Source organism: Nocardia sp. CY15, assembly GCF_009829295.1.
In the GTDB taxonomy this organism is placed as follows: Bacteria; Actinomycetota; Actinomycetes; order Mycobacteriales; family Mycobacteriaceae; genus Nocardia; species Nocardia sputi.
Genome location: NZ_VUOT01000027.1, coordinates 75,889 through 99,283, shown reverse-complemented (window position 1 = coordinate 99,283; position 23,395 = coordinate 75,889). Strand labels below are relative to the sequence as shown.

The window sequence follows — 23,395 nt, the reverse complement described above, 5'->3', positions numbered from 1 at the left end:
TCACGGCGGTTCTTTCGGCTTACGGCGGACGTGGGAGTTGGCGCTTCACATCCTGCCGCCGAAAGAACCGCCCCTCAGCACACCACCCCTGCACCGCGTCACCAACGTCACGACCCGCAACAGCTAGGTGGCGACTTCAACCATATGCGCCACTTGGCGCTCCGAGTGCTCCTGCTATATTGAGCGCTGCGACAGTGGCCGTCTCCCGGCTACTCAATCAGGGGACAGGCCAGGGCGCGCCGTGCAGCTGGCATCATGAGCGTGCCGCTGCGTAGTCGCTCGAGGGCGGTGTGTGCGGAGTCCGTCGACGAGGATCGACAGCAACCGCGGTCCGCGACTGTCGAGCTCCGCGTCGTCGAGCCGCGACAACCAGCTGATGAGCACGATGACGTCGCGGGCTTCGGTATCGGCGCGGATGCTGCCGTCCGAGCGACCAGCCGCCAGCAGCAGTTCCACCGCCTCACCGATCGGGCCGAGACTGTGGGCAGCGAGGTCGCGCCAGGTCGCCGCCTCGACTGCGGCGAACACATCACGCTTGACCCGGGCGTAGGCCGCCACCCGATCGAACCACGCCGCCAACGCATCCGGCGGCTGATGCGTTGTCAGCAGGCGAGCCGCCGCGGCAACCAGTTCGTCCACTTCATGGCGGTAGACCTCGGCGAGCAGGTCCTCCCGCGTCGGGAAGTGCCGGTACAGCGTGCCCTGCCCGATGCCGCAGGCTTTCGCGACCGCGTTGAGCTTCAGCTCTCCCGGCTCGTGCATCAGTTCTCGTGCCGCTCGGAGGATCCGTTCGCGGTTGCGTTGTGCGTCTGCGCGCCGTGTTTCGCTGCTCTTGACAGAAGCGGACACGTGTCCGCTAAGCTTGTCGGGGTAACCGGACATATGTCCACTTTAGCTGAAGGAGATCCTGATGCCCATTCACGGCAAGGTCGTCGCCATCACGGGCGCCAGCAGCGGAATCGGTGAAGCAACCGCTCGCCACCTCGCCTCACTCGGCGCGGCCGTTGTCCTCGGCGCCCGACGCACCGACCGGCTCGACCGGCTGGTCGCCGAGATCGAAGCCGCTGGCGGCGCCGCGGCCGCCGCGCGGGTCGACGTCACCGATCCTGCGGACCTCCACTCGCTCGTCACCCTCGCCATCGAGCGCTTCGGGCAGTTGGACGTCCTGGTGGGCAACGCCGGGATCAGCAGACTCAGCCCCGTCGCCGACCTGGACGCCGAGGGATGGTCGGCGATGGTCGACGTGAACGTCAAGGGAATCCTGCACGGCATCGCTGCAGCGCTACCGGTGTTCCGCCGCCAGGGCAGCGGGCACCTCGTCACGGTCCTCTCGGTTTCCGGCCTGAAAATCGTTCCCACCCAAGCGGTGTACGCCGGAACGAAGAACGCGGTGCGCACGCTCCTGGAGGGCCTGCGGCAGGAGAGCACCGACGGGATGCTGCGGACGACATCGATCTCCCCCGGCCTGGTCCGCACCGAGTTCATCGACCAAGCCATCGACGATCCGGCCTTGCATGAGCACGTCAGGAAGAACATGACCGATCTCGGCATCGACCCGATGGCGGTAGCTCGCGCGATCGCATTCGCGATCGATCAACCCGACGCCGTCGAAATCGGGGAACTGACCATCCGACCGACGCGCCAGGGCTGAATACCCGCTCCTCGGGGTGGCCTGACAGGCCACAAAGACGGACACCCGCACCGGTGACGGGCGACTAACAGGGCTGGCTGTGGTCGTCGCAGAACCCGGCTGGGCCCGGGCCCGCGCGGGTCTCGTCCACTCTGTTTTCCGACCCTTGACACCACGATCTGCGCCGGCGGCACCGCGACTGGTACCAGAAGCTGGCGCTCGACGCAGAGGCCGACTGGATCAGCCACCGACAACCCGACTGGATAACCGCCTTCAAACCGAACAGTCCAACCTGCGCGAAGCGCTCGAGAATTGCCTGAACGACGACACCGAAAAAGCCGCCGTAACCGGATTGCGCACCGCCGCCGCATTGTACGAGTTCTGGACCTTTCGTGGCCTGTACGGGGGAAGGCCGCTCCTGGCTCGACCGGGTACTCGCCCATAGCGAGGCCACGCCGATACCCGACCGTGTCAAGGCCCTCCAGGTAAGCAGTCAATTGGCCTCCTGGCAGGGCGACTTTCGTGCTGCGGTCCCCTCCTCTGGAGGAGGCGCGTGCGCTCGCCGAACAGGAGCCGACGCCAACGATCAAGGCGCGGATCGCCCACGCCGAGGGCAGTCCCACACGGCTTCGTCCGTGTCGGTTACGAGCCCAGCCACTACCCGGACGGAACCGGGCTGCTTCATATGGCCCGAGAACTGCATTGACTCCATGCGTCTCCTCTGCGGCAAAGACCACCGGACCGTGCAGACACCCCTGCGATAGGTCTATCGAAAACGAGGGCTGAATCACCGGTCGGGACAACTCACCGGACCCCGCAGGCGTCGCAAATCGATCTTGGGCTCAAGGGGTGACTGCATCACCGCGTGGATGATCATGTCGGCGTGGAGGTTTGGGTGCGGGACTATGGAATGTCTGCGGCTCGTCAGGACGAGTTGTGGCGTAGGTGGCGAGCGGGAGAATCGTTCAGTGCGATAGCGCGATCCCTCGGGATGCCGCTGCAGCACGTCAGGCGATTCCTGGCCCAAACCGGAGGACTCCAACGCCGACCGCCGCAGCGGCGCATCCAACATTTGACGATGGCCGAGCGAGAGGAGATCTCCCGCGGCCTGGCCGCGGGCAGCTCGGCCCGCACGATCGCCACCGGGCTGGGCCGTTCGCCCTCGACGATCGCGCGCGAGATCGCGCGCAACGGCGGATACGGCGCCTATCGGGCAGCGGTGGCTGATCAGCGGGCCTATCACCGTGCGCGACGGCCGAAACCAGCCAAGCTGGTGCAGAATCCGATGCTGCGAGAGCTCGTCGAGGGCAAGCTCTCGGTTCGTTGGTCGCCTCAGCAAATCGCGGGATGGTTGCGCCGGGAATTCCCCGGCGACGAATCGAAGCAGATCTCTCACGAGGCGATCTACCTGGCGTTGTTCGATCCCCGACGTAGAGCGATCGAGAGAACACTGACGCGCCGACTACGAACCGGCCGGCTGTGCGACATCCGAAACGAGCCGGCCGCCGTCGAGACGGTCGCGGAGTCATCACCGACCTGGTGCCGATCAGCGAACGGCCGATCGAAGCCGAAGACCGCCGGGTCGCAGGGCACTGGGAAGGCGACCTCGTGATGGGCTCACGCCCGTCTACCATCGCGACACTGGTCGAGCGGACCAGCCGATTCACCGCACTGGTCGCGCTGCCCGAGGGCATCAAGGCGCACCAGGTCACCCCCCTACTTGACGAAATACCTGCTCAGCCTGCCGACAACGATGCGCCGATCCCTGACCTGGGACCGGGGCCGCGAAATCGCAGGCCACAAGTCCATCACTGCCGCGACCGGCACGCCGATCTATCTGTGCAAACCTCGAAGCCCGTGGCAGCGAGGCACCAACGAGAACACCAATCGCTCACTGCGCCAATATCTACCGAAGAACGCCGATCTTCGCCGGTTCACCCAGGACGATCTCGACGCCATAGCCCTCGAACTCAACCACCGGCCCCGCAAGATCCACGGGTACTGCAGCCCTGCCGAGGTCTACGCTGAGCGTCTGAACAGTGGGTGACGCGCTGACTGTTTGAGCGCAGCATCGTTTTACGGACAGGTGTGGATGCGGGATTGAGATTGAGTAGACGACCACACCGACAGCTCTCACCCTCAACAAACTTCGAGGTCGACATCGACGCCGAGCTGGCCCAGTTCGGGCCAACCGGGTATCGGCCCCTGCGAATGTGCGATACACAGCTGCCCCGGTCGGAAGTGACGGGTTTGGTTGATGCGTTTTTGCTATCGATCGGTGGGTGAGTGGTCACTGATCGACCGGGTCAGTAGCAGGGGGGTACTGCCATCATTTTCCGGGATGTCCCGGATATGCTCGAAACCGACTTTGCTTAGAACATGCAGCGAAGCCTTGTTCGCCGCGGCCACGGTGGCGTGCACCTCGGTCAGTCCCAGGGTGTGGAAACCGTAGGTGACAAGCGCTTCTGCCAGCTCGACACCCAAACCGCATCCCCACACCTGTGGGGTCAAAGCGTAAATGATCTCGTAGCCCTCGACGACGTCAGTCGGCTTGATCTCGGCATGCCCGACCAGGCGTCCGTCCTGACGAACGGCCCAGACGTCGAACAGATGGTCCGCATAAACCTTGGTGAAGATGCGCCCGAACAAGGCCCGGTCGGCCGCTTCGGAAGACGGGCCGTCACCCATCCACCGAGACACCCTCGTGTCCTGAAACAAAGCGACGAAGCCTTCCTCGTCCTCTGGGACGTACCGCTCGAGGACAAGACGCTGGGTACGCAGAGTCGAAGTCACAACTTGGGACGCTACCCGCGAGCTGGCGTTGGACTCGCTGGTGATCGCGGCCGGTGAACTGGCCAGTGCCGGTCTGTCCGCGATCGAGAAGTGGAGGCGGAGGCGGCAGGAACCGGACTTACGGCCCTGTGTGGGGTATTTCTGCAGAAAATTGAGGCTGCCGGTGTAGCCGAGGGCTTTGATCTCACCGAACAACTCGACGACCAGCACACCGGGCTCGGTAGCGCGGCGTATTCGCAGGTGATCGCGGTAGGGATCGACCAGACAAGCACGGTATTGCGGTGGCCGGCGCAGTTTTCGGGTTCGGCCGCTCGGGCATAGCGTTTGACCGTGTTGAGGCCCACGCCCAGTCGGCGGGCGCAGTCCATCAGCCCGACTCCCTGGCCGAGCAGGTCGTGCACGGGCATGCCACCGCTGCAAGGTGGTCGTCTCGCGGGTCATTGTCCGCCGTTTCGGTCCGGCCGCCGCCCAGCAACGACTATGGGCCGTGACGACCCGACATGGTCAGCGGGTATCCCCGGATACTGCACCTTCGCGTCGAGGATCGGCGCCGCCGATCCAGCCGTCGCTGTCTCGCCGGATGGCGGTCAGGCCGCTGGATTGCCGGGCGACTGAGACTTGGTGGCCGAGTTCGCGGAGGCGGAGGACCAATGCGTCGTGGTCACCGTTGTCGGCAGCGTCGATGTTGGGGTGTTCGCCGCCGAGGCTGGTGGATTGGTCGTTACTCGCTCCGAAGGTGGGCGCCGAGACTGCCTGCTGTGGGTCGAGTCCCCAATCCAACATGCCGATCAGCGTTTTCAGAACGAACTGGATGATCAGCGAGCCGCCGGCTGATCCCGCGACATGGGTGAGTGGGCCGCGAGATCCGTCTGCGGCCTTACTGAACACCAGGGTGGGTGAGACCGAGCTGCGGGGGCGCTTGTTGGGCTGAATGCGGTTGGCCACCAGGATGCCGTCGGTGCCCATCGGGTCGGCGGAGAAGTCGGTGAGCTGGTTGTTCAGCAGGAAGCCGTCAACGAGATGGAACGAGCCGAAGGCCGCTTCGATGGTGGTGGTCATCGCGGCCGCGTTGCCGTACTGGTCGACAACGGAGATGTGGCTGGTGCCGTGTTCCGGCGGCTGTGGGCCGACGCCGAGCGGGACCGGGCCGAAGTCGCCGGGCTGGGCGGTGCCCATGCTGCGGTTGCGGTCGATCAGGCCCGAACGCTGTTTCAGGTACTCCTTGTTCAGCAGCGTCTGTGGCGAGTTGCCGGGCAGCGGAATGAAATCGGTATCGGCCACGTACTTGTTGCGGTCGGCGTAGGCCAGCCGCTCGGCCTCGGCGATGAGATGAACCGCATCGGCCTTCGGCTTGCCGCCGTTGCTGGCGGTGTCGGAGTCGGCCCCGAGATCGTCCGGCTTCAGCGCGGCGAGATCGAAGTTCTCCAGGATGCCGAGGGTGGACGCGACGGTGATGCCCCCCGACGAGGGGTTCGGCATGCCGCAGATCTGATGGTTGCGGTAGTCGGTGCATAGCGCGGTGCGCTTCTTCGGCTGGTAGTTGGCCAGGTCGGCGACCGTGATGAGACTGGGGGTACGACCACCGGTGCCCGCGGTCGCGGCGGCGACGATGTCCTGCGCGATGGCCCCGGTATAGAAGGCCTGCGCGCCGTCGGTGGCGATGGCGCCGAGCGTCTTCGCCATGGCCGGGTTGGTGAGTACGGTATCGGCGGCCTTGCCCGTGCCGTCGGGATTGAGGAAGTACGCCTTAGCGCCGCCATCCCGTGCGAGATCGGTCGCCGAGTCGGCGATCTGCCCGGCAAGCCGCGGACTGATCTGGAAGCCGCGATCGGCGAGCCCGATGGCCGGGTCGAACAATTCGCGCCAGCCCTTTTTGCCGTGCTCGCGGTGCACCATCTCCAGCATCCGGATCACACCGGGCACGCCGATCGAGCGGCCGCTGGCCCGGGTGTTTGGCTTCGGTTCGGTGCGATCGGTATCGCTGACCCAGCGCAGGTAGTTCTCCGTCGCCGCCGCGGGCGCGACTTCGCGCCCATCGTAGGCCTCTTCGGACTTGGACGCCGCGTCGTAATACATCAGGAACGCGCCGCCACCGATCCCTGAGGATTGCGGCTCCACCAGCCCCAGCGTGGTCTGCGCCGTGATCAGCGCGTCGGCTGCGGTCCCGCCAGTCTGCAACACCTCACATGCGGCCTTCGTTGCTGCCGGATTCGCCGTGGCCACCGCGAACGTCTTCGATCGCACTGGCATCATCCCCGACCGATACCCTGTTGCAATCTCCGGACTCGTCCCGATGTCCCGCGTTTTCCCGTCGGCCGTTCCCGTCCCCGTCCCCGTAGCACCGTCAGCGACGGTTCCGCAGACTCCAGCCGCTTCCTCATACCTACAACTGGTAACCGCCCCGAGAACCAGTAGCATTGCCGCCAGCCCGGCCCATGTTGCTCGCGCTCGCATCATGCGACCCCAGCGATCGACGCTGTCACACCCAGCGATGGAGACATCGCGCAGCGATCCAAGTCGCCGATGACTCGGCGGCGGACGGCATCAACTGCGGCCGACACGGACCGACTGGGCTGCCCATGCGCGCTGGCCGACCTGCACACCGCGGTCGCCGAACAACCATCGAACCGAGTCACCATTGGCCGCGCCGAGCTCTTTGGCTGCGGACGCGGCGGGCGCTGCACGGTGTCACTCGTCACCATTGGGCACTCCATCAGTGGATTGGAGTTCCGTCGATTCCGGGTGCGGAATGGGTGCGCTCGCGAGTTCGGCGAAAGCGATTGCCATCGGCCGGGGGTCGGCGGGCAAGGCAAGAAAGATGATCCGGTCGGCGGTGGGGTCCAGCGGGATCGTGTGTACGCCCGTGTGATGTGCGGGTAGCGAGAGCTCGGGGGCGATGCTTACCCCGAGGCCTTCTGCGACCATCGCCAGGATGGTGTTGATATCGCGAACACGATAATGGCATTTCAGGTTCGCGCCTGCCGCGCGCGCGAGTGAGGTGATGAGCGGTTCGCAGCCTCCGGCGGACATGATGAACGGGTGACGGGCCAGTTGGGCCATTGAAACCGAGTGGCAGTCGCCCAGTTCGTGACCGCCCGGCACGACGGCCAACATGCGATCCACAGCGAACGGCCACGCTGTCAGTCCGGCGGGAACGAGAACCCCGGCTGCCTGTTCGATCGACGACCGGGTGGTGCCCTCGATGCCGGATGCCAGGGTGGCGATATCTGCCGCTCCTGTTTGGAGCCATTCGAGTACCTCCTGATCCGAGCCCTCCAGCACGATCAGCCGAACCTGCGGGTGCGCACCGGTGAACCGCCGCAGGATCGGTGGCAGCAGTCGGGTGTTGGCGCTGGGAATGACACCGACCCGCAAGCTCCCCCGCTCGTGCTCCCGTGCTGTGGCCGCATCGTGTTTCAACGCCTCTGCCTGTGTGAGGATGAGCGTGGCGCGACGGCAGACAGCGCGTCCAGTGGTCGTCAAACTCACGCCGTGGTTGCCGCGGACCAGCAGCGCGATGCCGAGTTCATTCTCCAACGAGCGCAGCGCATGGCTGACCGCGGACTGCGTGGTGGACAGTTCCTCGGCGGCACGGGTCATGCTGCCTGTCCGCGCGACCGCTTGCAGAATTCTGAGCTGGGTGAATGTCACAGTGCTGCCCGCAGAAGGCCGACGACCAGTGGATGCGGGGCCTCGGGTCGTGAGCGGGCCTGGGGCACGAACAGAGTAGCGACGTAGAACGGGTGGCCGGGGACTTCAAGCACCCTGGCTGCTCCATCACCGTCCACGCCGGTGACCAGGAACCCACCGGCGTGTAGGACATCTTGTCGGTTGGTGTCGAGCCCGAAGTTGCAGTAGTACTCTTCCTCGACTTCGGTCCTTCCGTACAACGCGGCCACCCGGGAACCGGAAACCAGGGAAACGGGCATCGTTTTGCCGGCCAGTGAGCAGGTCAACTCCGACACGAACAGAGTTGAGGCGTAGGGGTCGTATTCGGCATGCTGGGCGTCTGCGTAACCGAGCACCGTGCGGGCGTACTCGATGACCATGTGCTGGCAGCCACCGCACGTCCCGAGCGTGGGTACCCCGCTTTCCCGGCCGTGACGAAGCGCGGCGACGGCGCCACGCAGGCTGCGATACGGACTGCCCGGCGCGCACCAGAGCACATCGGCGGTCTTGACCTCGCCCAGGTCCGCCTCCAGTGGTTCGGTGGCCAGCCAGCGGATGTCCACCTCGATACCAAGATGCGCCGCGGCATGCTCCAACGCGTCGTCGGTAGCCCCGTGGGGAACAAAGTTCGGATCACGGTCACCGACGACCGCGACGAGAAGGGATCGGTCCATGATGATCACTATGCGACAGTTGCAGCCTCGCCGCCCATGCCGAACTCGGCGACCACCATGAGCAGACACTCAACTTCCAGCATCGTCCCATGGCCCTGCGGCCCTCGTTGCGTGACCCGGACAATTAGAAATCGACATCCATCAGCTGCGGCATTCGCACGCGGCCGAGCTGATCAACGTCGGCGTCTCCATCGAGGGCGTGGGCAAGCGGCTCCGGCACGCCTCCACCGAGACCACGCAGGTATATGCCCCGTCGCGGACAAGAACGCCGACAATGATATCTGCGCCGCCCGGCGGCGAAGGCCGAAAGCCTGATCGTGGAGGCGTGCAGGGCCGCCAAGCGAGCCGTGAGGAATCTGTCGAATCAGCTGCGGTGGTGGGCGGCGGAGTAAGACAGTGGTCAGCCGGTCTCGCGGATCGTTGTGACCCGCTGACGGACTGCTGCCCAGAGCTCCGTTGGCAGGTGCGGCCTGGTCAAGTCACGATCACGGATGGACACGGTCACCTCGACCCATGAGCTGGCGATGCTGTTCGCGTCGGTGAACAACTACCAGGGCACCCCACGCGGGGTGTCCGAGCCGCTACCGACGGCGCTCGCCTCGGAGACCCTGAGTCTGATGTCCGGTGTCATTCCGTTCCGCAAGAACACCACCCCGACCCTCAGCGCCGAGCCGATGCCGACCGTGACCTCCGAGCAGATCCCTGGACTGCTCACCGCGGAATGGGCCGCGGCGCTGGCGGATCTGTCGGTGGAGGACTGCTTCTTCCGGATGCTCGGCCCGCACGAGGTCGGCAGGGGCTGCGGATTCGACACCACCTTCCCCGGGCACGAGGGCGAGTTCATCGTCTGGGGATCCGCCCGAGATCAGTGCGACGGGTTCGGCAACCGCCGTAAGCCCGTCGGTGGGTACATGGATCGGGTCTCGGCTGCGGGCCATCCTCCACACGGCGGAGGCGATCGCCTGAACCGATCCGACAAGAGTGTGCCCCGGCGGCTCGTATCCGCCGGGGCACATTGCTGTGAAGGCCAAGGCGGGCCGGTGTATTCCGGAAGAGGGGCCCGAGATACTGGAAGGAGTGCATCATGTCGAAGTCAGGCGGGAAAGGCCATGGCGGCGGCAAGATGACCACCGCGGCCGCGTCCCGAGTCCAGTCCGCAGCCGCGAAGAACCCGGGCAGCAGCTCGGCGAAGTCCGGCTTCGCATCCCGTGCTCAGTCCAGCGCGGCGAAGTCCGGCAGCGGGAAGAGCGGCGGGAAGAAGTAGCCCACTACGCAGGGCAGCCCCGGAACGTTGGGTGTTCCGGGGCTGCCCTGCCTACTTGGGTATTCAGTCGACGCCTCGGTAGCGCGCCCACATCACCGGCAGCTGGTCGAGGGGGAAGCGGAAGCCGCGGCAACGGCCGATCTCGTGGCCGGGGTACTCGTCGTCGAGTTCGGTGTGCGGGTGGTCGACCACCCAGGTCAAGCTGGCGTCCTCGCGGAGCCAGGCGTACACGTCGAACCACAGCCCGTCCATACGCACGGTGACCGCGTCCCCACCACTGGTGTGCGCCACACCCCGCCCGCGCAGCTCGGCGCACAGCAACGCCCGCCGCAGCCGCCGCGCGTGCACGACCTCGTGACGCAGGCCGCGCCACCACACAGCGAGCACACGCTGCTGGATTCCCTGTGGTGTCCTCATCAGATGTCCTCGATTCGGATGGTGGCGACGGTGAAGTACCGCACGGCGCCGGAGCTGGTGGTCTTGCGCCGCCATTTGCCGGTGCGGGTGTACCCGGCGGCGGTCAGCGCGTCGAGGCTGGCCGGTGCGCCTGGTTCGGCGGGTACGGATTCCCATCGGCAGCTGACGTGGCGGCCGTGGATGCTGCCGTCGTCGTTGTAGAACAGCTCGCAGGAGTAGAGGTCGGCGACCGCGCCGTCGGTATCGTCGAGGCGGGCGATGACGTGCAGGTCGATGTCGGCGTTGGTCATCGTCCGAGCTCCTCGCGGTGCAGCTGGCGGCGTCCACCGGCGCCGACCGCGGGTCCGGGGCGGGACTGGCCCTGTCCTGCGGTGGTGGCGCGGTCGGGACGGGTGGTGCAGGCCCGCGCCCCGGGGTTCGGTCCGCGGCCGGCGGCGGCGGCCTGACGCTGAGCGATCGCGTCGTCGCGGGCAGCGACAGCGGCGGCGGACTTGTCCCTCCACTGCTGACGGCGCGCGGCAGCGCCGCGCCCGAGCTCCCCGGCCTGACGGGCTCGATCATCGACGAGGGCCCGGATCTGCTGGCGTACCTCCGGGTCTACACCCGCATGGCCGAATGCGTCAGCGCGTTCGAAGCCGGGATGATCTTCATCGCGCTGCCGCGGTTCGGCGAGATCTTCGGCGCGCCTGCCTCCACCACCGGCTGGGCGGTGACCGCCTACATGCTCGTCGCGGCGACCGCGGCCCTGGTCGGCGGCCGCCTCGGCGACCTGCACGGCCGCAAGAAGGTCCTCATCGCCATCATGCTGCTGTCTGCCGCGGGGTCGTTGGTCAGTGTCGCCGGGGACTCGATGGCCGCGATCATCGCCGGCCGCGGCATCCAGGGCGTCGCGGGCGCGATCCTGCCGCTGTGCTACGGCCTCGCCCGCGAGGCCCTGCCGCCCGGAAAGGTGTCGCTCGCAGTCGGATTCATCAGCGGCGCCGCGCTGCTCGCCGGGTCCGGCGGTTCCCTGATCGCGGGCGTGCTGCTCGATGTCACCGACTGGCACATGATCTTCGTCTTCGCCGCGGTACTGGCCGTGGTGGCGTCGGCCGTCGCGACGGCCGGACTACCGCCTTCCTCGGCCTCCGGACAGCTGCACCGTTTCGACTACCTGTGCGCCGCGCTACTCACTCCGGGTCTGACCGCGCTCCTCTACGGCATGACCCAGGGGCCGCGATGGGGCTGGTCCAGTCTTGGCGTCCTCGCCTTCATCGGCACCGGCATCACGATTTTGGCAGGGTGGGCCCTCTGGGAGCTGCGCCGGGGAGACCCGCTGGTCGACCTGTGGGTCCTGGCCGACCGGCAGATGGCGCTCAACCTGATCGCGCTGTCGGTGCTCGCACTGGGCCCGGCGGGCGCTGTGCAGATCGTCACCCCGATGATCCTGCAGTCCCCCGCGACACTGCCTGTCGGGCTGGGCATGTCGGCTACGGTTACCGGTCTGGTGGCGGGACTCGGCGCGATCGTCGGATTCGCGGCTTCCCCCGTAGCCGGACTGGTGGCCGGGCGATGGGGCGGGCGGACCGCGTTCCTCGCCGGTGCGGCGCTGTTCGCGCTCGCCAATGTCATGATCCTGCTGGGCCACCGGTCCTTTCCGGTAATGATCGCGGTGTTCGTGGTCGGCGCGGTCGCCACGGCCTTCGCCTACACCGGGTACTCGAAGATCGTCATCGAATCCGTGCCCGAGGACGTCACCAGCGTCACCACCGGCGTGCTGTCCACCGCCCGGCAGGCGTTCTCGGCGATCGTGTCGGTGATGTTGTCGCTTTCTACCGTCCCGGGAACCACCTCCCCCACGCTGTCGTCGTTCACCCTGGCCGTCGGATGGTTCATCGGATGCTCGCTGGTCGTGGCCGTGATCTGCCTGTTCATCGGCCGCCCACGACCCGCCGCCACCGCGGTCGGCGAGGACATCACCCGCACATCCGCCGCCCATGGATGAGCAGAGCGGCGGCCCCGCGGCGATCACCCCGCGGTGCGTCCCGCGGCCGTCCGCTCAGTGGCAACCGAGCGCCCACGCCGCCGGTGTCCGCCGATCACCATGACCGATGCCTGCTGCACCCTTCCGGCGAGGCGCGCTGGTGGCTGCCGCGAGCCCGGTCCTCGATGTCGGCCCGAGGCCGCGGAGCGCCCGGCGAATCCGATCGACATATCAAAATCCATACGCCCGGTGCATGTGTCGTCGTTTCTGATGACGTGCTGGTTCTCCCATCTTCCCCGGTGGGTAGTCCCTAGGGTAGTCTCACAATGCGGCGATCGAGTGGTACTGGGCACTCGCCCAGGTGCTGGCGCGAACAGGCGTCGGTCCCGACGACGTATTCGACTTCGTGGATGCCTGGATGAAGGGCAATCGGCCGGTCTGGCTACGGACAGCCGCCGACTCGGCAACCGGGCCGAGGTCCCTGGTGATCTGGGGCCGTGCCGACGACGGCACACCGTTGTCGGTCTTCGCTCGGCGTCTCGGTCGCGACATCGAGGTGTACAGCGCCGCATACCTGACCGCCGACCAGGCCGCGGACTTCGAGAAGTGGGAGGCGACCCGCAATGACTGATCCGTTCTTGAACATGAGCCCCGCCGAGGTAGCGGCGATGACCGAGCGCCTCGAGTTCACCGATGAACCGGTCACCCCGCCGATCGAGACCGGCCCGGGCACCGAACCGGTCCTCATCCCCCGCTCGGTGAAGCTGACCCGTGACCTCGATCAGGCGTGCAAGCGTCGCGCCGCGAACCTCGGCATGTCGCAGTCGGCCTATATCCGTTCGTTGATTGAACGCGATGTGGCCGAGGCCGGAACCGGTGAGCAGCGACCGGCGTGGGTGCGCGAACTCCTGGCCGTGATCGCTCAGCACGAGAACGACGAGCACCGCAAGGCATCCTGAGCCGCGTTGAGCGGTCGACGGCGACAGTCGGGATGACCGTTCGCCTACCCAGGAGTCGCTCACTGTCAGCGCACGTCCGCTCGCACAGTGCCGCCGGACCCGGGCGGGCGACTGATGGGTTCGACAGACGCTGCGGGTATGGATCGTGAAGGCACAGGCTGAGCCCGGCAAGGCCACGCGGCGGCGTTCTGCACGGTCGATCGGATCATGCGGGAGTTGGGCATGAACGGATGGAATGGGTCGACTGGTACAACAACGCCCGCCTGCACTCCCGGCTGGACTACCTGGGCCCCGCCGAATACGAGAGCGCCTACTACGCTCAACAACCACCACGCCGACCGGCGCTGGTCTAAACCGGAAGCCGGTCCCGAACCCGTGACGGTTCACGGCCAGATCTATTGAGACGAGACATTGTTGGTAGTCTCATTCAATCTGACCAGCGCGGAACCGCCTCGGCAGGCGGGGTTCCGGAGCCGATGGCGTGGTGGCCTGATGTGCAGGAGGTTCTGGTCGGACCACCAATACAATGCCTTGGTGATGGAACGCAGTGAACGCCCGTGGGGCGTCTACCAGGTCCTTTCCGAGGAGCCGACGTTCAAAGTCAAGACGATCACAGTCCGCCCCGGTCGGCGGCTCAGCTATCAGCGCCACTCCCGGCGTGCCGAGCACTGGTTCGTGGTGTCGGGCGAGGGGGTTCGTGACCCTCGATGGCCAGGAACGCTTGGTGCAGGCTGGTGACGCTGTCGACATTCCTATGGAGACTGCGCACCGTATCGCCGCGACGGGCAGCGAAGATCTCGTGTTCGTCGAGGTGCAGACTGGCACCTATTTTGGTGAAGACGACATCGTCCGGCTCGAAGACGACTTCGGCCGCGAGGGATAGTCGCTCGCGATATTCCACCGGAGCGCAAGCCACGGAATCCGCGTCTCGATCGGTATGGCCTGCGGAGCCGTCGTGCGGGAGGTTCACAAGCCGATCGGCGGGGCGTCGCCGGAGACCATGCCACATTGGCCAACAACACTGAGACAGTGGCCAGATAACCAGTGCAACGGCCAAATTGAATGAGACTTGGCCATATTCACTGAGACGGGACAGCTTGGGGTGCCCAGTTCTCGGAACTACTTCAGGTTGACGTCCGATAATGCGGATCAACAGACGTCAATTGCTCGAATGCCCAGTTGAGGCGCAGACCTGTCGGGAACTCCATCACATGCTAGGAGCCACGGTGAGTTCGGCAAGCAGGGCTTTTATTGATTGGTTGGCGCTCCTGTCGCCAGGGCGATGTCCCCTGGCGTTGTCGAGGCCAGTGCCAGGGCAGCCACCGCCTCGCGCAAGGCCGTCATGTAGGTGTCCTCGACCGACTGCAGGTTCTCCAGCTCTGGTGTCACTGCGATGACGGTGACCTCGGCGGTCACGCCGACATGCTCGAGCCCGTCCTCGATGCTCTCGCGCACCGCTTTCAGCGTCCGCCCGTACCCGTACACCCCGTGCGCGGGAATGTGCGCCACCCAGTCGCGACCGCGCCTGTTGGCCCGGCACTCGATCCTGTCGCTCATGTCGGTTTCTCCATGTCGGCGATTACCTGTTGCACGACCATGTCCGGCATCGGGGTGGGCAAAACCGCCTTCCGCCCGCCGATCCGGCACACCGTGTGCGTTTCACTGCTACTGACTGCCGTGACGGTGAACCCCAGCCGACGGGCCGCAACGCGAATCCGCAACAGCGAGCCGCCCTCCTGCGCCCCTGTGCGCAGCGCCGCGGTGACTTCCTGGGCTTGCTTCCACTCGTGCACGCTGACCGCCGGAGGACCCGGTCGCCGGACACGGCGGCCGGATCCTCGCCGACGGTCTCGGCGGGGTCGTCACCGCCGCGGGTCGCCTTCCCATTTCAGCAGTTCCGACGTGGACGTGACCCGGGAGTCGAACACCGTCCAGAGCGACCCGTCCGTCAACCGCCGCAGGACGAACCGGTACTTGCCGTAGCACGCCCGTGAGGCCGTCGTCAGGCGAGTCCTGCCCACCACTCGGTAGGGATACCCGTCGATGCGCACTGTCGGGTTCATGGTCTGTTCTCCCCTTTCGCCGTTGTCGATCATCGGCGGCCAGAGTGGCAGGGAGGCCCTGAAGCCACGCTGAAGCGGCCTGAAGGCCGCTTCAGGAAGCAGGGAAGATGCCGCTCGGAAGCGCTGGCGAGGTCACCGGTGGGCCTCCTGCCAGCTGTGCTACCCGCCGATCAACGCTGCCGGTGAGATAGTCGACGGCTGGACGGCCGAGACGTGGTGGACCCGAGAACGCCTGTACTGGGCCGAGAAACAGGCACGCACGGTTGTGCGCGCTCGCCCATCCGCTGTCAGTCGAACCGAACCAGCTTGCTGATCGTGCACTCGGTCGCGCTTGTGCAATCGATCCGAACGCGATCACCCGCGCGCAGTGGCACAACTCCTTCGATCGGCACACCGCCTACGGTGATCTCCTCACAGGACTCGGTCGTCAGCACCCCGAATCCGCCATCCGTGTCATCGATCCACGTCTTGACATGAAGCGCCCCCGTTATCCGGAGCAACACGGAGAGGCGGCATCCGGTCGATTGCCCGGATATTCTGTCGAGGTGGGAGAGTTTGGCTGCTGCGGCGTTAAAGGCTGACTTGCAGACCCTCGACTTCTCCGGTCCAGCCGTTGGTCTTGGCCTCGGCGATGCGGTCGCGTAGGTTGACGGTGATCTCGGCCAGGCGGTCGCGGCCCGCCTGGGCGACGCGGAGGCTGGGCATCTGAGGCATGCTTCCCTGAACTAACTGGCCATGCCCATCCCGGCGTCGCCCGAACGCACTCCTCTGCCGCATTGCGGATGGTCGTCGGTTGATCAATATCCGCTATCCGTACGAAGTCTCACAGACGTATGGTCGAGTACATCCGCTGTGGAGTATGCGGATCCCCTGTGGGTCGGCCTCGCCACCGTTGACGTCCGTCTCGCGTGACCTGCTGCGCGTCAGTCCGGCAGCCAGTGCAGCTCGTGTGCGAGAGTTTTGGCGACGGTACGGATGCGGCGGTGAAGTGGTGACTGCACGCGCGGGAGGACCAAGTGGATCGTCAAGGTGGGTGCGCCCCGCAGCGGTCGCCACTCGAGACCGGCCGGTAGTGCCGCGACCGCGGCTTCACTAGCCGGGGCGAGGGTGAGCCCGTCGCGCAGGTCGCGCTGAGACATGTCGAAAGAGACTGCGGGCGTGTGGAATCGGGGGCTCGGTCGGGTGTCGCGGAACAGTGCGGACAGCTGATCGTGGATCACGGGGTTGGCCGCACGGTCCGGGAGTCGCAGCGGATACGCGGCCGCATCGGCGATCCCGATCTCCGGGTGTTCGGCCAGCGGATGATGCTGTGCCAATTGGACCCCGACGCGCTCGCGCCGCAGCAGGAACCGGCGCACGCCACGACCCGGCTGTTCACCGCGGGTGATCCCCGCATCGATGCGGCCGTCGGCGACCGCGAGAGAGATCTCCGGTGTCGCCATCGGGACCGCGCCGACCTCGAGGCCAGGGCTGCTGCGAATGAGCCTGTCCACCAGGGCCGGTGCCGTCTCGGCCCCCGTGCTGAGGCTGTATCCGATGCGCAGCGTGCCCAGTTCACCGGCCCCCGCGTTACGGGCGGTGTCCCATGCTCGGTCCAGCGCCGCCAGCGCGGGCGGCGCGGACTCCGCCAAAGCCGCACCGGCCGTGGTCAATACGACGCTGCGCGTGTTGCGGACCAGCAGGCTCGTACCGAGTTCCGCCTCCAATCGGCGCATCCGGGCACTGAGTGCGGGCTGCGCGATACCGATCCGTGCGGCCGCGCGGGTGAAGTTCAACTCCTGCGCCAGCACCAGAAAGTGCCGCAGGCTCACCGTATCCGGCGCCACTTGCCCTCCCTGCCGATTGATAACGATTCGTTTTGAGTCTATCCCGTCCCGGTCTTTCCCTCGACCTCACATCAACCCCTAACCTGCGCATATGACGATTCAACCGACCGCGGTACCGGACATCGCACACACACCTAGCGACGCAGGAGGCAGTCATGCATAAGTTGGTAGTCCTATATCCCAAGCCCGCCGACCCTGACCACTTTCGCGAGTACTACGTGACCAACCACCTTCCACTGGTCATGAAGATCCCCGGCCTGCTTGCATGGCGCTACAGCTTCGACGTAGCGGCGACCAACGGAGAATCGCCGTATTTCGCGGTCTTCGAAGCCGACTACGCTGACGCCGCCGCCATGGCCGCGGCGTCAGCGTCGCAGCAAGGCCAGCGGGCGGCCGCCGATGTGGCCAACTACGCCACTGGCGGTGCGGTCATCATCGACTATCCGGTACAGGACGGCACCAGCTGAGGCAGGACGGAACGCTACGGGACGCGTTCGGTCGCCCGTTGCGGCCAGGTCCAGCTCTCGGCGGAACGCCGTTCCCGTTCGGAACTACTCGTTCGCGAACCCCGTGTCGTCGTCACCGACTGGGATGACCTGCGCCGCCGGCTCAGTGCCACACTGCGAGCTCTGTGCCACGACACACCGAAATTCCCAGGGCAGTTCATCTTCCATGTGGAATCGGCGGTCGATGAGAAGCTTTTCGTCAGCGTGTGGAATGTAGGAGGGATCTCACCACCGAAGCATTCTTCCACCATCCGGATCTGCCCGACCCGAGCCGGCTCATCGAGCTCGGCTGACACCAGAAAGCGGTCTGTGGCAGCGGCACTTCCGCAACACGATTTCCGACGAGCACGCCGACACCACGGCAGAGCTGTTGGTGGACGCCCTGCAAACCCTGGGGGTGGACCTGACCGACCTCCAATACACCGGCACCGTGAGCGGTCGCGGGCAGTTCGTCACTGTCTACCTCCCCGAGCTCGGCCTGCGGCGCGGTGAAGTCGTCCCCTGACGCACCCTGGCGCGGCTGGGACCAGTTCGACTAGCGCGGCGCCATGTCGCATACCGCATCGGCGGCCTGCCTCATGCCTGCAAGTGTCTCGGCCTGCACGCATGGTTCCACCGTCACCGAGTGCGCAGGTAGCCTGCGTCGCGCGCGCCCTGTATGGAGCAGCCAACGACAACCTCACCACGCGCGTTCGGTCCATGCCGCAGTGTGGCGTTTCGGCCTGCCGTCGTCGACGCACACTGTCTCTACCGGCAGACCGCACCATTGCGAAACGTCGTGTTCACACCGGTCATGCTTCGTGTCCGGCCGTACGCCCCGCCGAACTACTCGCCTCGGAGCTACCCGCATTTCGGGCGGTGGATCGGCAGCGGATACAGTCCGGATAGACAGGGATCGCAGGAGGGTATCGCTGATGTCCGTGAATATTCATCTCTCGCTGTACGTCGAAAAGCTCTCCTCGCCAGCACAAGCCGACACCATCGAGATGGCGCTGGACAAAGTGCTGAAGGAGCACAGAATCGACTCCTGGATGCTGGTGAGCGTCTTTCACAACCCGCCCTGGGTGAAGGCATCCAGCGAGAACGGCCCGATCATCGTCCGCGGATTCAGCGAATGGAGCAAGACCTTCGAACGCGACGTCACAGATGTCGTTCGCGGTATTGCGCCCGAGGCGGACATCGATCTGGAATGGGGTTATCCGGACGAGGAGCGACCTGCCGGTTGACCTTGCTGCCGGCGCGGGTGGGAGCAACCGGTCAACTGGGCTGGGGCCGTGATGGGTGCTCGGCCCGCAGTTGGCAGCCGATCACCGAGGTCGGGACTGTGGTGCGGATGTCATGTTCTATCCACTTCAGGGGACCTACGGCCATAGCGTAGATACTCGACGCTCGAGCCGTTTCCCCCCGTGCGCGATGCGCCTTGATGATCACGGCGACACCAGTGATCAGTTCGCCGACCAGATCGGATTCGATGGGCGGGGCGTGAACTTCTCGGCATAGCTGGGCCAGAACGTACGCTGCCGTTTCCAGATCCGGTGTGGGCGGTCGGAAGACGAGCGGGCGTGCGCAGCTCCCGGCGACAAGTGCCGACATACCCAATTTGTGCGAGGCGACGGCGAACGGCCCTCTCGCGTCCGGCTCCGTCCGCCACGACCAGACCGCCAGCACGCCGGAGACACGGCTTGCCGCCCATCGCCATACCGCGCGCTCGATGCTCGGAACACGTGCCAACGCCTCATTGAAGCTGCGGACATCAGCCAAGGCATGCGCCCAGAGCTCGGGGTCGGCCGACAGCGCGGTTTCTCGCGCCGACGGTTTGATCGCACGCGGCAATTTCCATTCGGTCTGCGCGTCGGCCGCTGCTTGCGCGTCGTCCTCCCACCCGTCGCGCAGATCGGGCAGGCTCAGGCCGGCTCCGACCTCGAGGTCGGTGATCGCCGGACCGAGACGTGCGCTGTGGGCGTCACGCCACTGGGCGATGTAGCCGGCGACATGACCGTCGACGACACTGACTCGTGGCTGCAGCGTGGCCCCGGTCGCCCGCATCCGGTGTATCCATTCGACCTCTGAGAGGCTCACCGCCGCGGCATTCGATGATCCGAGCCGTCACTGTCTTCCAAGCGCTCGATGACATCGAACGACCCAGCAGTCGGGGCCGGGGCTCGGTCGGTCTGAGCCTGCCATCCGATCAACGCCTCGGCGGACGGCCGCCAGTGCTTTCCCAGCGACCACACCGAGGCGTATCCGCTCAGGCCGCATCAGCATCGGTGTCCACGCCCCGTCCTCGGCAGCGTGCGTAAGCTTCGAGCGACGGAGCTGAGGCAGCGTGAACGGTCCGCGCGTGAAATCGCTCGTGTAATGCTCGAACAACTCGGCCGCTCACCGATACGACAACCGCTCAGCGCAAGGTGAATGGGTCGATGTCGTCCATGGCCACACCGTGTTTCGCCTTGCGGTCGGTCAGAAAGACCGGGCCCTCAACGATCACGAAATGTGGGCCAGAACCAAGGTTCGGCGACGTTTACAGACATGAGGAAACCGCGAGCGCTCATCCGTTGCCGAAATCTGCCACAGGAGTGGCGCAGTGGGTCGTTCTACGCGGGTACGTGCGCGGGGCGGTGCGCTGGATTGCGGCGACCGCCGCGGCTTGGCTGGCCGGATTGACTGCCTTCGCCGCGTTCACCACGCCGCTCTGGCAGCCTGGACAGTCGCCCGCACTGGTGGCGGTGATCGGCGTATTCGGCGGACTGCTCATGGCAGCCGCGATGGCCGCGGTATCGGGCCTGTTGCTCGTCCGTCTGCTGGGAAAGAGCCGATGAATGGACTCGGCCCCTCGACTCCTCACTCCTGTCTCCACTCGGTCGGCGGGGGCATCCGGACGGCTGGACAACCGGGTCTCGATGATGTTGCCGGTGGTACCGGTCGATCTCGACGATCCGGTGGAGAAGCTGAACGTGGTACGTAAGCGGATGGGCAGGCTCAAGAGCGGCGGAGAATCCGACGCGGGGCAGACGCTGATCACCTTGGCCAAGCTTGTGCCGTTCGCGTCGGTGGCGTGGGCGGTAAGGACGGCGCTGCGCTACCCGCAGCACGGTGTCGCCGCTCTGGCGACGAATGTGGCAAGGCCGACGCAGACGCAGCGAATGTTCGGCGCCGATGTGCTCGATATCTTCCAATTGGCCCCCATCGCGATGCGCTTGCGCATCGGCATCGCAATGCTCAGCTATCACGGCATGCTGAATTTCGGAATCACAGGCGATTTCGACGGCGCACCCGATATCACCCTCATCGCGCAGACGATTCCGGCGCCAGTGCGACAGCTGCTCGAGCGCGCCGAGGCGTAGTCGTCGACTATCCCGCGCCAGCCCTCAGCCCTCAGCCCTTAGCTCCGGCGATAGGCGAGATGTTTGCGCGCAGCGCTGACGATTCCGGCGGCGCAGACCAGTATCGCTGCGATAGCGCTGAGACCGATCCCGATGTCGAGAGCCCTGCCGAGATCACCCTTGTCGCCGTCGTGCAGGCTGGCGATGAACTCGGCTGTGAAGTAAGGCCGGTGCACCAGGACCGCGACGCCCGTAATGACGGCGAGCAAATCCACCGCGATCGACAGCGCGGTGACCGGCAGCGTCCACGCACGCACGACCAGTCGCGCGCCGGCGACGATCACCCACAGCACAGCGACGACAACCACCATCGGCAAGAGCCGGTCGACCACGCCGGGATCGAGACCTTCAGCGGTCTCGGCGAGGAACGACGGCGCAAGTTCAGGGAAGAGGCACAGCGATCCGACTAGCACCTAACCGATGCCGACAACGCCCGGACCTCACCACAGTGACCGGGCCACAATTGGCCGCGGAAATGCACTCCGCCGCGCTCCCCCAATACACGCCGACCGTCGCTCTGATCGTGTACACGGCGTCCACGCTGCCGACACCGAAGCTGTACCGGCCAGCGCGGGGCGTCACACGTCCGCCGGGAGTGCTGCGGGTAGTCGGTACCGACACCCCCAATGACGCGAGGCAGCGTGTGAGGATATCGGCTCCCTGGAGGAACATTCCGACAACCGACCTGGCCGCGATCCGCCGCCACGGCGGCAAACAGGTCGACCGGAAGGGGCCGCGCCGACGTCAGTGGCGGTGTCCGCTGCCGCCCTGATCATCGTGCGGATGGACGACCATCACCGGGCACGACGCGTGCTGCACCAGAGTGTTGGCCGTCGAACCCAGGAGCATGCCCGCGAAACCTCCGCGCCCGCGGCTGCCCACGACCACCAACTGCGCCACCTTCGACCAGTCCAGCAGATGCGAAGTCGGCGCGGCCACCTCCACCTTCCGAGCGACGCGGACTTCCGGGAACTTCTCCTGCCAACCCGCCAGACGCTCGGCAAGAACCGCCCGTTCGACGCTGTCGAGGTCGAGCTCACCCAAGCTGGCGTGCCCGGCGAACCAGCCGAAGTCCCAATCACTCCACACATGTACGGCGACCAGTTCGGCTCCACGCTCGGCCGCTTCGGTGAACGCCGCGGCGATCGCCGCTTCACCGACCGCGCTGCCGTCCACGCCCACGACCACCGGCCCCGAGACGAGCGTCGTGTCGCCGGCGTCGCGGCCGGTGCGAACAACCACCACCGTGCCCTGGGCGTGTGCGGTCACGGCCAGCAGCGTAGAGCCCAGATGGGTGAATGTGCCGGTGTTGCCGGTCGCGCCGATCACAACCGCATAGGCCTCGGCGCTGTGCTCGATCAACAGTTCCCTACCGGTGTCGGTGGACACACGAGTCGAGACACGCAGTCCGGGCGCGGTCTCCCGGGCCAGCCGTTCGGCGCGCGCGACTACATCCTCGCTTTGCTCGCGCACAGCGTCGATCACTGTTGGCATAACGACCTCGTAGTCCCCCAGCACCCAACCGGTGCCCACCAGATCCATGCCGTGCACGATCTCGAGAGCTCGCCCGCGCTCGGCCGCGAACTGCGCCGCCCACCGCACAGCGGCCCACGACCCGTCCGAACCGTCCACACCGACGATGACCTTCGCCGTGGCGAGGTGATGTGGATTGTCGAACCGACGCTCTGTCATGGCATGCCTCCTGAGCCCATGTGATCGTGTAGCGCCCGGCCGGGCGCTACCCCTCAACCGTATGAGCCCCACCACAGCCGCGAATGCGGCTTATCGGCCCAGAGGACAGGGACGAAAGGCCTCAGACGAACAGGGAAAAGCGACACGCAGGTCCCTCGATGCCCGGGCCCAAGGTCTCTCGCTCGCGAACGAATTTTCCGCGAGGCTGTCGGTCATGGCCGCTCGCTTCCCTCCGGGGCCCGTCAGTCCTTCCACTGGTGGGACCGGCGGTTCCATCGGCCTGCTGTGGCGTGCGGTGCGTATCCTCTGGCTGGCGCGCGATGCTGCACAAGCAAGCCGATTAGGGTCCCTTCCGCTCGACGCTCGATCGAGACCGCAGCGTCCGCCTCGCGTAGCGCTGGATGTCAGCGATACGTTTCGGGACGAGGCCGTTGTCCTCGGGTGTCCTGGTCGACCGGCCAGATCATCCCATTTACGGCTCTCTGCGGAACGTTCGGGGCGCAGACGCCGAATCCGCGGCCATCCGAAGGTAGTTGTGACGGGCGGCATTTCGAGG

Annotated in this window: 29 protein-coding genes and 3 pseudogenes; 16 read left to right on the top strand and 16 right to left on the bottom strand. The window is 66.1% G+C overall.

The window, feature by feature from the left end:
• Positions 1 to 213: 213 nt before the first annotated feature.
• Positions 214 to 849 (bottom strand): TetR/AcrR family transcriptional regulator, encoded by a 636-nt coding sequence (locus GVY39_RS25600; RefSeq protein WP_255466270.1) that lies wholly within the window; start codon positions 847 to 849, stop codon positions 214 to 216.
• A gap of 61 nt (positions 850 to 910) precedes the next feature.
• On the opposite strand from GVY39_RS25600, the gene GVY39_RS25595 reads away from it, so the two are divergent.
• The 3 genes and pseudogenes from GVY39_RS25595 to GVY39_RS35360 all read left to right on the top strand — a co-directional run.
• Positions 911 to 1,651 (top strand): SDR family oxidoreductase, encoded by a 741-nt coding sequence (locus GVY39_RS25595; RefSeq protein ID WP_159928925.1) that lies wholly within the window; start codon positions 911 to 913, stop codon positions 1,649 to 1,651.
• A 1,042-nt stretch (positions 1,652 to 2,693) separates the two neighbouring features.
• Positions 2,694 to 3,677 (top strand): annotated as a pseudogene (locus tag GVY39_RS25590) (IS30 family transposase).
• Positions 3,678 to 3,724: 47 nt separating this feature from the next.
• Positions 3,725 to 3,916: pseudogene (locus GVY39_RS35360) on the top strand (hypothetical protein); the annotation flags it as partial.
• Here GVY39_RS35360 and GVY39_RS25585 read toward each other — a convergent pair.
• The 5 genes and pseudogenes from GVY39_RS25585 to GVY39_RS25565 all read right to left on the bottom strand — a co-directional run bounded on the left by GVY39_RS25585 (position 3,899) and on the right by GVY39_RS25565 (position 8,766).
• Positions 3,899 to 4,423: a GNAT family N-acetyltransferase gene (locus tag GVY39_RS25585; RefSeq protein ID WP_159928939.1), complete on the bottom strand. Its 525-nt coding sequence runs from the start codon at positions 4,421 to 4,423 to the stop codon at positions 3,899 to 3,901. The pseudogene GVY39_RS35360 and the gene GVY39_RS25585 overlap by 18 nt on opposite strands.
• 120 nt (positions 4,424 to 4,543) lie before the next feature.
• A pseudogene (locus GVY39_RS34640) lies at positions 4,544 to 4,915 on the bottom strand (ISL3 family transposase); the annotation flags it as partial.
• Between the two features lie 12 nt (positions 4,916 to 4,927).
• The gene (locus GVY39_RS25575) at positions 4,928 to 6,880 is read right to left on the bottom strand and encodes a gamma-glutamyltransferase family protein (protein ID WP_159928923.1); all 1,953 of its coding nucleotides are present in this window, start codon (positions 6,878 to 6,880) and stop codon (positions 4,928 to 4,930) included.
• A gap of 231 nt (positions 6,881 to 7,111) precedes the next feature.
• Entirely contained in the window at positions 7,112 to 8,074 is a 963-nt protein-coding gene (locus GVY39_RS25570) for a LysR family transcriptional regulator (RefSeq protein ID WP_159928921.1), read from the bottom strand.
• Positions 8,071 to 8,766: a CTP synthase gene (locus GVY39_RS25565; protein WP_159928919.1), complete on the bottom strand. Its 696-nt coding sequence runs from the start codon at positions 8,764 to 8,766 to the stop codon at positions 8,071 to 8,073. The genes GVY39_RS25570 and GVY39_RS25565 overlap by 4 nt, the downstream gene beginning before the upstream one ends.
• A gap of 130 nt (positions 8,767 to 8,896) precedes the next feature.
• Between GVY39_RS25565 and GVY39_RS35355 the strand changes: the two genes are divergently transcribed.
• Positions 8,897 to 9,283: a tyrosine-type recombinase/integrase gene (locus GVY39_RS35355; RefSeq protein WP_201295349.1), complete on the top strand. Its 387-nt coding sequence runs from the start codon at positions 8,897 to 8,899 to the stop codon at positions 9,281 to 9,283.
• Complete coding sequence (locus GVY39_RS25555) at positions 9,258 to 9,893, top strand: hypothetical protein (protein WP_201295346.1); 636 nt, start codon at positions 9,258 to 9,260, stop codon at positions 9,891 to 9,893. Before GVY39_RS35355 ends, GVY39_RS25555 begins: the two co-directional genes overlap by 26 nt.
• Positions 9,894 to 10,093: 200 nt before the next feature.
• Here GVY39_RS25555 and GVY39_RS25545 read toward each other — a convergent pair whose 3' ends face one another.
• Together GVY39_RS25545 and GVY39_RS25540 are read right to left on the bottom strand one after the other, a co-directional pair.
• Complete coding sequence (locus GVY39_RS25545) at positions 10,094 to 10,447, bottom strand: hypothetical protein (protein ID WP_159928915.1); 354 nt, start codon at positions 10,445 to 10,447, stop codon at positions 10,094 to 10,096.
• Positions 10,447 to 10,737: a hypothetical protein gene (locus tag GVY39_RS25540; protein ID WP_159928913.1), complete on the bottom strand. Its 291-nt coding sequence runs from the start codon at positions 10,735 to 10,737 to the stop codon at positions 10,447 to 10,449. The genes GVY39_RS25545 and GVY39_RS25540 overlap by 1 nt, the downstream gene beginning before the upstream one ends.
• Before the next feature lie 17 nt (positions 10,738 to 10,754).
• Here GVY39_RS25540 and GVY39_RS25535 point away from each other — a divergent pair, with 17 nt between their 5' ends.
• From GVY39_RS25535 to GVY39_RS35065, 6 genes are all read left to right on the top strand, one after another.
• Complete coding sequence (locus tag GVY39_RS25535; protein ID WP_236565666.1) at positions 10,755 to 12,431, top strand: MFS transporter; 1,677 nt, start codon at positions 10,755 to 10,757, stop codon at positions 12,429 to 12,431.
• Between the two features lie 340 nt (positions 12,432 to 12,771).
• A complete protein-coding gene (locus tag GVY39_RS25530; protein ID WP_159928911.1) occupies positions 12,772 to 13,041 on the top strand; it encodes a hypothetical protein in 270 nt (89 codons plus the stop codon).
• Entirely contained in the window at positions 13,034 to 13,369 is a 336-nt protein-coding gene (locus tag GVY39_RS25525; protein WP_159928909.1) for a hypothetical protein, read from the top strand. The genes GVY39_RS25530 and GVY39_RS25525 overlap by 8 nt, the downstream gene beginning before the upstream one ends.
• A 230-nt stretch (positions 13,370 to 13,599) precedes the next feature.
• Positions 13,600 to 13,722: an IS3 family transposase gene (locus GVY39_RS25520; protein WP_159928907.1), complete on the top strand. Its 123-nt coding sequence runs from the start codon at positions 13,600 to 13,602 to the stop codon at positions 13,720 to 13,722.
• Positions 13,723 to 13,861: 139 nt separating this feature from the next.
• Entirely contained in the window at positions 13,862 to 14,107 is a 246-nt protein-coding gene (locus GVY39_RS35350) for a hypothetical protein (protein WP_369412173.1), read from the top strand.
• The gene (locus tag GVY39_RS35065; RefSeq protein WP_255466269.1) at positions 14,067 to 14,252 is read left to right on the top strand and encodes a hypothetical protein; all 186 of its coding nucleotides are present in this window, start codon (positions 14,067 to 14,069) and stop codon (positions 14,250 to 14,252) included. Before GVY39_RS35350 ends, GVY39_RS35065 begins: the two co-directional genes overlap by 41 nt.
• 365 nt (positions 14,253 to 14,617) lie before the next feature.
• On the opposite strand, the gene GVY39_RS25510 is transcribed toward GVY39_RS35065, so the two are convergent.
• The 5 genes from GVY39_RS25510 to GVY39_RS25490 all read right to left on the bottom strand — a co-directional run bounded on the left by GVY39_RS25510 (position 14,618) and on the right by GVY39_RS25490 (position 17,258).
• Complete coding sequence (locus tag GVY39_RS25510; RefSeq protein WP_159928905.1) at positions 14,618 to 14,926, bottom strand: hypothetical protein; 309 nt, start codon at positions 14,924 to 14,926, stop codon at positions 14,618 to 14,620.
• Complete coding sequence (locus GVY39_RS25505; protein WP_159928903.1) at positions 14,923 to 15,162, bottom strand: hypothetical protein; 240 nt, start codon at positions 15,160 to 15,162, stop codon at positions 14,923 to 14,925. The genes GVY39_RS25510 and GVY39_RS25505 overlap by 4 nt, the downstream gene beginning before the upstream one ends.
• A gap of 69 nt (positions 15,163 to 15,231) precedes the next feature.
• Positions 15,232 to 15,432 carry a hypothetical protein gene (locus GVY39_RS25500; RefSeq protein WP_159928901.1) on the bottom strand — a complete coding sequence of 67 codons (201 nt, stop codon included), beginning with the start codon at positions 15,430 to 15,432 and terminating at the stop codon, positions 15,232 to 15,234.
• A 570-nt stretch (positions 15,433 to 16,002) separates the two neighbouring features.
• A complete protein-coding gene (locus GVY39_RS35060) occupies positions 16,003 to 16,137 on the bottom strand; it encodes a hypothetical protein (protein WP_255466268.1) in 135 nt (44 codons plus the stop codon).
• 218 nt (positions 16,138 to 16,355) lie between these two features.
• On the bottom strand, positions 16,356 to 17,258 hold the full coding sequence (locus GVY39_RS25490; protein ID WP_159928899.1) for a LysR family transcriptional regulator: 903 nt from the start codon (positions 17,256 to 17,258) through the stop codon (positions 16,356 to 16,358).
• A 155-nt stretch (positions 17,259 to 17,413) separates the two neighbouring features.
• Between GVY39_RS25490 and GVY39_RS25485 the strand changes: the two genes are divergently transcribed.
• The 3 genes from GVY39_RS25485 to GVY39_RS25480 all read left to right on the top strand — a co-directional run bounded on the left by GVY39_RS25485 (position 17,414) and on the right by GVY39_RS25480 (position 18,990).
• Entirely contained in the window at positions 17,414 to 17,725 is a 312-nt protein-coding gene (locus GVY39_RS25485) for an EthD family reductase (protein WP_159928897.1), read from the top strand.
• Positions 17,726 to 18,137: 412 nt separating this feature from the next.
• A complete protein-coding gene (locus GVY39_RS35055; protein WP_255466267.1) occupies positions 18,138 to 18,269 on the top strand; it encodes a hypothetical protein in 132 nt (43 codons plus the stop codon).
• A 409-nt stretch (positions 18,270 to 18,678) separates the two neighbouring features.
• Complete coding sequence (locus tag GVY39_RS25480; RefSeq protein ID WP_159928895.1) at positions 18,679 to 18,990, top strand: hypothetical protein; 312 nt, start codon at positions 18,679 to 18,681, stop codon at positions 18,988 to 18,990.
• Positions 18,991 to 19,021: 31 nt separating this feature from the next.
• Here the strand turns inward: GVY39_RS25480 and GVY39_RS25475 are convergent, their stop codons facing one another.
• Positions 19,022 to 19,810, bottom strand: coding sequence for a hypothetical protein (locus GVY39_RS25475; protein ID WP_159928893.1), 789 nt, complete (start codon positions 19,808 to 19,810; stop codon positions 19,022 to 19,024).
• Positions 19,811 to 20,340: 530 nt separating this feature from the next.
• Here GVY39_RS25475 and GVY39_RS25470 point away from each other — a divergent pair.
• Both GVY39_RS25470 and GVY39_RS25465 read left to right on the top strand, forming a co-directional pair.
• Entirely contained in the window at positions 20,341 to 20,583 is a 243-nt protein-coding gene (locus tag GVY39_RS25470) for a hypothetical protein (RefSeq protein ID WP_159928891.1), read from the top strand.
• Positions 20,584 to 21,108 carry a WS/DGAT domain-containing protein gene (locus tag GVY39_RS25465; RefSeq protein ID WP_159928889.1) on the top strand — a complete coding sequence of 175 codons (525 nt, stop codon included), beginning with the start codon at positions 20,584 to 20,586 and terminating at the stop codon, positions 21,106 to 21,108.
• 38 nt (positions 21,109 to 21,146) lie between these two features.
• On the opposite strand, the gene GVY39_RS25460 is transcribed toward GVY39_RS25465, so the two are convergent.
• Both GVY39_RS25460 and GVY39_RS25455 read right to left on the bottom strand, forming a co-directional pair.
• Complete coding sequence (locus GVY39_RS25460) at positions 21,147 to 21,560, bottom strand: hypothetical protein (protein WP_159928887.1); 414 nt, start codon at positions 21,558 to 21,560, stop codon at positions 21,147 to 21,149.
• A gap of 331 nt (positions 21,561 to 21,891) precedes the next feature.
• Positions 21,892 to 22,839: a universal stress protein gene (locus GVY39_RS25455; RefSeq protein WP_159928885.1), complete on the bottom strand. Its 948-nt coding sequence runs from the start codon at positions 22,837 to 22,839 to the stop codon at positions 21,892 to 21,894.
• Positions 22,840 to 23,395: the final 556 nt, after the last annotated feature.

Coding starts and splice junctions, on each gene's coding strand:
- GVY39_RS35350 (WP_369412173.1), top strand. CDS start 13,862: ATGTGCAGGAGGTTCTGGTCGGACCACCAATACAATGCCTTGGTGATG.
- GVY39_RS25520 (WP_159928907.1), top strand. CDS start 13,600: ATGGAATGGGTCGACTGGTACAACAACGCCCGCCTGCACTCCCGGCTG.
- GVY39_RS25455 (WP_159928885.1), bottom strand. CDS start 22,839: ATGACAGAGCGTCGGTTCGACAATCCACATCACCTCGCCACGGCGAAG.
- GVY39_RS25500 (WP_159928901.1), bottom strand. CDS start 15,432: ATGAACCCGACAGTGCGCATCGACGGGTATCCCTACCGAGTGGTGGGC.
- GVY39_RS25525 (WP_159928909.1), top strand. CDS start 13,034: ATGACTGATCCGTTCTTGAACATGAGCCCCGCCGAGGTAGCGGCGATG.
- GVY39_RS25480 (WP_159928895.1), top strand. CDS start 18,679: ATGTCCGTGAATATTCATCTCTCGCTGTACGTCGAAAAGCTCTCCTCG.
- GVY39_RS25595 (WP_159928925.1), top strand. CDS start 911: ATGCCCATTCACGGCAAGGTCGTCGCCATCACGGGCGCCAGCAGCGGA.
- GVY39_RS25565 (WP_159928919.1), bottom strand. CDS start 8,766: ATGGACCGATCCCTTCTCGTCGCGGTCGTCGGTGACCGTGATCCGAAC.
- GVY39_RS25465 (WP_159928889.1), top strand. CDS start 20,584: ATGGACTCGGCCCCTCGACTCCTCACTCCTGTCTCCACTCGGTCGGCG.
- GVY39_RS35060 (WP_255466268.1), bottom strand. CDS start 16,137: ATGCCCAGCCTCCGCGTCGCCCAGGCGGGCCGCGACCGCCTGGCCGAG.
- GVY39_RS25545 (WP_159928915.1), bottom strand. CDS start 10,447: ATGAGGACACCACAGGGAATCCAGCAGCGTGTGCTCGCTGTGTGGTGG.
- GVY39_RS25475 (WP_159928893.1), bottom strand. CDS start 19,810: ATGCGGGCGACCGGGGCCACGCTGCAGCCACGAGTCAGTGTCGTCGAC.
- GVY39_RS25485 (WP_159928897.1), top strand. CDS start 17,414: ATGCATAAGTTGGTAGTCCTATATCCCAAGCCCGCCGACCCTGACCAC.
- GVY39_RS25575 (WP_159928923.1), bottom strand. CDS start 6,880: ATGATGCGAGCGCGAGCAACATGGGCCGGGCTGGCGGCAATGCTACTG.
- GVY39_RS25555 (WP_201295346.1), top strand. CDS start 9,258: ATGGACACGGTCACCTCGACCCATGAGCTGGCGATGCTGTTCGCGTCG.
- GVY39_RS25540 (WP_159928913.1), bottom strand. CDS start 10,737: ATGACCAACGCCGACATCGACCTGCACGTCATCGCCCGCCTCGACGAT.
- GVY39_RS25510 (WP_159928905.1), bottom strand. CDS start 14,926: ATGAGCGACAGGATCGAGTGCCGGGCCAACAGGCGCGGTCGCGACTGG.